A 6,773-nucleotide genomic window follows, 5' to 3' on the forward strand; every position below is an offset into this window, starting at 1 on the left:
TGCTTCATAAGTAAGTGTACCAGATTTAGATACAATACCTATTTTACCTTTTTTGAATACAAAGCCAGGCATGATACCAACCTTAGCTTCTCCGGGAGTAATAACACCAGGGCAGTTAGGTCCAATCAATGTACAGTCCATTCCTTGAATGTAAGATTTGGCTGTAATCATATCTTTAGTAGGTATACCTTCTGTGATACATACGATGACCTTAATTCCTGCATCGGCAGCTTCCATAATAGCATCCGCAGCAAACCCTGGAGGTACAAAAATAATTGATACGTTAGCTCCAGCCTTTTCAACGGCTTCTTCTACAGTATTAAAAACTGGCCTGTCCAAATGTGTTTGACCACCTTTTCCAGGTGTTACACCACCTACTACATTGGTGCCGTATTCTATCATTTGAGAAGCATGGAAGGTTCCTTCAGTCCCTGTAAAACCTTGTACTATAACTTTTGAATCCTTATTGACAAGTACGCTCATTGAATCGTTTTTATGCTTAAGTTTTGAATGAAAGATTGCTCATTAACTGGCAACTCTTAACGGGTGTCAAAAGTACTTTGGAAATTAGAAAAATACAAAAAAGATTTAGATGGTATTTGCGGAAACTTCATAATAAAGTGAATTAGTTATGAATTGCCCGATATTATAACTTTGTAAAGTGCTAATTAATAAGCATAAGTTACAAATGGCGTTTTCCGCTGCCAAAATTATGGTGATTGCTTTCCTTCTGTCTTCTAAATGAAAGGGATAAACATCGATGTCAATTCATCAAAAGAAGCCTGTTTTACTTTAAATTAAACAGCTTTAAAAAAATTAAAACAAAGGCTATTTGCTTTAATGCTTTGGGCAATCGCAGTCATTTTTTTTGAACAACCTTTTGAATAAACCCCTCTTCTTTTTTTTGTAGCGACCATTCTTTTTCTTCTTTCCCTTTTTTGTTCCTACCATTTCTATGGTATTTTTTGAGCTAACAGTACCTACAGGTGGTGAGGTGGCAAATGAAAATTGCACCACAAATAGGAAACAAAGAAGAAAAGTTAGTTTACGTGTCATAGGTGATAAACGATGAAAAGGAAAATTATTGCCTCACTAATAGAAGAGAATTTCCTAGCCAAAAGTTCTGAAAATATGGGATTTTCTGGTTTTTAGAAAGTGGTGCGTTAAGGAGGAAACGTTAAGTTTCTTTAACAAAAATTAAGGAATGAATACCATAGATTTGTGATGTAATGATGCTCAAGCACATTAATACAAATAAGAAAAACTAAAACTTAACGATATGAAAAAGTTAGCAATACTGGCCTGTTTGGCTTTTATGAGTTCTATGGTTTACGCTCAAAGTGAGTCTTCTACGGTAACCATTCGGGTTGAAAAGATTGTGGATGGGAAAAAAGAGGTGAAAATAAGAAAGATTAACACGGCAGGAATGTCAGATGCAGAGCGGGATGCGGTGATAGAAAATGTACAAGATTCTCTCATTGGTGATGTGAATAGTAAAAAGAGGATGAAAGTGATGATAGAAGACGATAGAGATGTCTTCTTTGGGGAGCAAGATGAAGAATTGGAGTTACGTGAGAACGAAGACGGTGTATGGCAACATTTTGATGGTAATAACGATAAACAAGTAAAGATTTTCAAGAAAGAAAGAAAGGGTGGGGATGATTGGAAGGAAGATTTTGAATGGGAAATGGAGCGTTTTGGAAATAACATGAAAATGCTAGGTGAAGAAATTCCTCATAGAATTGAGCAGAATATGCCTAGGTTTTATGCTTGGTCAGATAACGTATTGGCAGAAATAGGCAACAGTCCTATACGTTCTTTGGATGTTTTTCCTAATAAGCCAGACTCAGATGTGATAAACGTTAAGTTTTTTGCTCCTGAAGAAGGAGATATCAGTATTACAGTTTTAGACACTAAAGGGAAGATAGTTGCTCAGAAAGAGTCCAAAGCCTTCAAAGGGGAGTTTGTAGGTCAAATCAGCCTTAAAAAGGGCGTAAAAGGGACGCATTTTGTGATAGTGAGCCAAGGTGATGATGGCGTTAGCAGAAAAGTAGTTTTAGATTAAGATAGTGCTTTTTTGCAAAAACTCGCTCAGCTTATAATCCATATAGTGGGCGAGTTTATTTTTTGCCCATAAATTCCAGATTCAAACCATTTATGTCGGCCGTCAAGTATAAAACGTAACCTTCGGTTTGAACTATAGATTTCTTTCCCAAGTCCATGTAAACATCCATTTTATAAATTCCGATTTGTTTTTCGTTTAAGCTGAGGATTTTTTCATCACCTTTTTTTGAAACGATTACATTTTTCAGAACCTGATTTCCAGCTCTGTTGTCTTTATAACTCAGTTCATAGGCATTCCCCGTTTTATGTTTCAAATTCACCTCATTAGTAGTAGGTAAAGCACATTTTAAAGGGTCAATGATGACTTTAAAGCTTCCGCTCAATTCGTTTTTTGCATCGAGATTTAATTTTTCACAGGAAAATAGACTGGTAAAAATAAGGAGGTAAAATATTTTTTTCATGGTCATTGCCAGTTTTGAGGATTAACAGATTTGATCATAGAATGCAGTAAGAACAAATTTGGTTGTATCCAAAAAAAAGAAAAGGGTCACTGAATTAACAATGACCCTTTTCCTTAGAAGTTTATTTCTAATTATTTACCAAAAAGCTTACTCCAAAATCCTTTAGCTTTTTTAGTGATTTCTTCTACGGCTTCTTCGGCTTCATCTGCAAGTTCAGAGGCTTTAGCTTTGGCTTTCGCTGCAGCTTCTTCCACGTCTTCTTTCATATCTTCAAATTTCTCAGAAGCTTCAGCTTTCATTGCTTTTACATTTTCGTCGCTCATCATATCCTTAACCTTCGCCTTCGCTTTATTAACCGCTTCTTCAGCTTCAGAAGCGAGCTCTTTTGCCTTTGCTTTAGCGTCATTGAAAGCTTCACCTGCGTCTTCTTTCATGTCATCAAATTTCTCAGAAGCTTCGTCTGCTAATTTTGAAGCTGTATCTTTTGCTTTAGACGTTGCTTCATCAAAAGCACCTTTGGTTTCATTTACAGCATCTTTTGTTTCAGAGCCCACAGTGTCCGCTGTTTGAGAAACGGTGTTTTCGGTAGTTTCCTTAGCCTTGTCGGCCAAATTCTCAGCTTTATCGTTCAGATTATCTAACATTACTTTTTTTGGTTTTTAAGGTTAATTGCGACTAAAAATACAATATTCTAAACAGATTTACAATATCACTTAAAGCATATATTTCAATCTAATAAGCTCTTTTTCATTTAGGAATCTCCATTTTCCCCTTGGCAAATCCTTTTTAGTTAATCCAGCAAAAGTGGTACGGTCTAATTTCGTGACTTCATAACCGAAGTTTTCAAAAATCCTTCTCACAATTCTGTTTTTGCCGGAGTGTATTTCTATACCTACTACAAATGCATCTGGCGTTACCAGAGCCAATTCGTCAGGTTTTACAAAACCATCTTCCAGTTCAATACCTTCCTTTATGGCTTCAAAATGTTCCGTGGTGATAGGCTTGTCTAGCTCTGCTTGATAAATTTTCTTAACGTCGTTGGTCGGGTGCGTTAGTTTTTCGGTCAACTCTCCGTCATTGGTCAACAGTAACAAACCAGTGGTGTTTCTATCTAGTCGACCTACTGGATAAACTCTTTCTTTACACGCTCCTCCTACCAGATCCATCACTGTTTTACGCTCCTTAGGATCGTCCATTGTAGTTATGAAGTCTTTCGGTTTATTAAGAAGGATATACATCATTCTTTCACGGTTCAAGACATCCTTGCCATATTTTATAGTATCGCTATCTTTTACCTTGTAGCCCATTTCTGTCACTACTTTTCCGTTCACCTTAATCATTCCAGACTCTATAAGCTCGTCTGCTTCTCTTCTACTACAAAGACCAGAATTGGAGATGTACTTATTAAGTCTAATGTCTTCGTTTTCGTCAGGAATGTTATCTTCTATTTTAGACCTGAACCTTTCTGGAGCTTTTGCTCTCAAAGCAGCTGGGTCATACCTAGGAGCTCTTTCTGGACCTACCTGTCTGTCTAAATCAGGTTTAAATTGCTTTATTTCAGGTCTGTTTTTTCTTGGCCTTTCCTCCTTAGAAAAACCAGATTTTTCAGTTTTTCCTCTTCCAGCTGGAGCGTTTCTGAAACTTCTTTCATCTGGTCTTCTATTATCATCGCCTCTTGAAGGTCTTTCATCCCTGCCAGAAGAACGTCTATCTGAGTTATCGTTTCCATAACGAGGTCTTTCGTCTCTATTAAAAGACGGCCTTTCAGAATTGCTGTTTCTCTCTTCTCTGTTGAACGGACGTGATCTATCACCAGACTTATCGTCTCTGTTGAATGGAGGTCTTGAAGGTCTGTCAGCGTCGTATCTCGGTTTCTCATCTCTGTTAAAAGGTGGTCTTGCCGGTCTGTCTGAAGCACCATATCTTGGTTTGTCGTCTCTGTTAAAAGAACGACTGTCCCTGCTGTTATTTGATCTATCTGAGCCCTGACGAGAATTTTCGTCTCTGTTGAAAGGTGGTCTCGATGTTCTATCAGAGCGGTCAGAACCGTATCTTGGTTTCTCGTCTCTATTAGAAGGTCTATCAGAACCGTATCTTGGTTTCTCGTCCCTATTAGAAGGTCTGTCTGAGTTGTATCTTGGTTTTTCGTCCCTGTTAAATGACGGTCTTGATGGACGGTCAGAATTGAAACGTGGTTTGTCTCCACCGAATTTCGGTTTGTCTTCTCTGTTATACGATGGCCTTGATGAGCCACCTCTGTCGTTACTTCCATAACGAGGTTTATCGTCTCTTCCTCTGCCTTGTTCTCTGTTGAATTTCGGTCTTTCTTCGCTTCTGGAAGAATCTCCGCTAGATTTAAAGGGTCTTGATGATGAATTAGATCTTTCTGAAGATCTCTTTTCTGAATTGTCTTTGTCGGTATTACCGAACTTTCTAAAATTAGCCATTTTGTTGCAGCATCTCTGCTGTAATTATTTGATATACTGAAAACTAAAACAAAGATACCTTTATTTTAGCATTAGATTTTAGGTAGCTCATATTAACAAGGTTTTGACATGATCTTACTTAGATAAAGACAATTAAATCCTTAATAATTGAAGATTTTCCGTTTGACCTCATTTTTTTGCCTTTCTTAAGTTCTGGGTTTTATTTATACCAATTGCCTTGCTAATGATGGGCTCTAGCGGTAATTTGCTAACGTTATTTCGGTCAAATAAGACCAAGTATAAAACAACTTAAATTTAAAATTACTCATGATTACTTTAGCCGCTATTGTGTTTTTGGTCATTATCATTGTTATGATGGGAGTGAAAGTGGTTCCGCAGCAACGAGCCTACATTGCAGAGAGACTTGGGAAGTATTACGGTACGCTTCAGCCTGGTATTAATTTTATCATTCCTTTGGTAGATCGTGTTGCTTACAAGCATGGTTTAAAAGAGCAAGCCTATGATATTCACGAGCAGGTATGTATTACACGAGATAACGTACAAGTAAGAGTGGATGGGGTTATTTTCCTTCAAGTCATAGATGCTCATAAAGCCTCTTATGGAGTAAATGATTATGTTTTTGCCGTAACGCAATTGGCTCAAACGACCATGCGTTCAGAGATCGGTAAAATCGATTTAGATAAGACTTTTGTGGAGAGAATGGCCATAAATCATGCCGTAGTTCAAGCCATTGACGAAGCTGCTATTAGTTGGGGCGTAAAAGTATTGAGATATGAAATTAAAAACATTTCTCCACCTCAAACGGTACTCATGGCTATGGAAAAACAAATGCAAGCAGAGCGTGAAAAACGTGCCGTTATCTTAGAATCTGAGGGTAAACAGCAGTTCGCTATTAATACAGCGGAAGGTCAGAAAGCAAGAGTGGTATTAGAGTCTGAAGGGGAGAAGTTGAGACAAATTAATAAGGCGGAAGGAGAAGCAGCCGCGATAATGTCTGTGGCACAAGCAACTGCCGAATCTGTAAGGTTAGTAGCTGCCGCTATCAGTGAAAAAGGAGGAATGCAGGCCGTTCAGCTTCAAGTTGCAGAGCAGTACATTGAACAGTTTGGGAACTTGGCTAAAGAAGGGAATACCCTGATTTTGCCGGGGAATATGGCTGATATGGGTTCAATGATAGCCTCTGCCATGACCGTTATAAAAGAAACATCACCTAAAAAATAAGAATATGGAATTATCAAATGTTGAAATTTGGGTAATTCTGGGAGTAGTATTACTCATCGTTGAAATCTTTTCAATCAGTTTTTTTGCAATTTTTTTCGGAGTAGGGGCACTTATTACCGCATTGTTTACTTATCTGGACATTACGTCAGATTGGATTACACAAATAATTGCGTTCTTGATATTGTCTGTCGCTACCCTTCTAGGTTTTAGAAAGCAGATTTTAGAATCCTTTAACCAGAAAGGAGAGGATTATACGGAGCTCGTGAATGAAAGGGCTCACGTTTCAGAAGATATTCCGGCCAAAGGTGAAGGAAAGGTCTTTTATAGAGGTTCAGACTGGATAGCCGAGGCTATAGACGGTTCTGGCATACCAAAAGGAAGTACCGTCTGGATTAAAAAAGTAGATGGCATTAGGCTTTTGGTAGAAGTAGAATAAAAAATAATATCCGTGGGGTCTCTAAGATAGAGAAGGCTTCACGGATTTTTTAGTGTCTAATAAGACGTTTTTTTTTGTAAAATAATCCATGAAAATGTTTAAAAGAATAATTGTACTTTTTTTATTAATTCCGTTTTTAAGTAT

At 37.6% G+C, this 6,773-nt stretch carries 7 protein-coding genes; 3 read left to right on the forward strand and 4 right to left on the reverse strand.

The window, feature by feature from the left end; translation table 11 throughout:
* On the reverse strand, positions 1-483 hold a 483-nt coding region (locus tag ACTBZY_RS03905; protein WP_463045026.1), incomplete at its 3' end, for a succinate--CoA ligase subunit alpha.
* Positions 484-1,279: 796 nt separating this feature from the next.
* Between ACTBZY_RS03905 and ACTBZY_RS03910 the strand changes: the two genes are divergently transcribed.
* Entirely contained in the window at positions 1,280-2,065 is a 786-nt protein-coding gene (locus ACTBZY_RS03910) for a T9SS type A sorting domain-containing protein (protein WP_463045027.1), read from the forward strand.
* A 55-nt stretch (positions 2,066-2,120) separates the two neighbouring features.
* Here the strand turns inward: ACTBZY_RS03910 and ACTBZY_RS03915 are convergent, their stop codons facing one another.
* From ACTBZY_RS03915 to ACTBZY_RS03925, 3 genes are all read right to left on the reverse strand, one after another.
* Positions 2,121-2,525 carry a hypothetical protein gene (locus tag ACTBZY_RS03915; protein WP_463045028.1) on the reverse strand — a complete coding sequence of 135 codons (405 nt, stop codon included), beginning with the start codon at positions 2,523-2,525 and terminating at the stop codon, positions 2,121-2,123.
* A 131-nt stretch (positions 2,526-2,656) separates the two neighbouring features.
* Positions 2,657-3,169, reverse strand: coding sequence for a hypothetical protein (locus ACTBZY_RS03920; protein ID WP_463045029.1), 513 nt, complete (start codon positions 3,167-3,169; stop codon positions 2,657-2,659).
* Between the two features lie 69 nt (positions 3,170-3,238).
* Positions 3,239-4,972, reverse strand: a complete 1,734-nt coding sequence (locus ACTBZY_RS03925) for a pseudouridine synthase (protein ID WP_463045030.1) — start codon at positions 4,970-4,972, stop codon at positions 3,239-3,241.
* A 306-nt stretch (positions 4,973-5,278) separates the two neighbouring features.
* On the opposite strand from ACTBZY_RS03925, the gene ACTBZY_RS03930 reads away from it, so the two are divergent.
* On the forward strand, positions 5,279-6,193 hold the full coding sequence (locus tag ACTBZY_RS03930; RefSeq protein WP_463045031.1) for an SPFH domain-containing protein: 915 nt from the start codon (positions 5,279-5,281) through the stop codon (positions 6,191-6,193).
* A gap of 4 nt (positions 6,194-6,197) precedes the next feature.
* The gene (locus ACTBZY_RS03935; protein ID WP_463045032.1) at positions 6,198-6,629 is read left to right on the forward strand and encodes an NfeD family protein; all 432 of its coding nucleotides are present in this window, start codon (positions 6,198-6,200) and stop codon (positions 6,627-6,629) included.
* Positions 6,630-6,773 lie beyond the last annotated feature (144 nt).

This window comes from Arcticibacterium sp. (genome assembly GCF_055134445.1).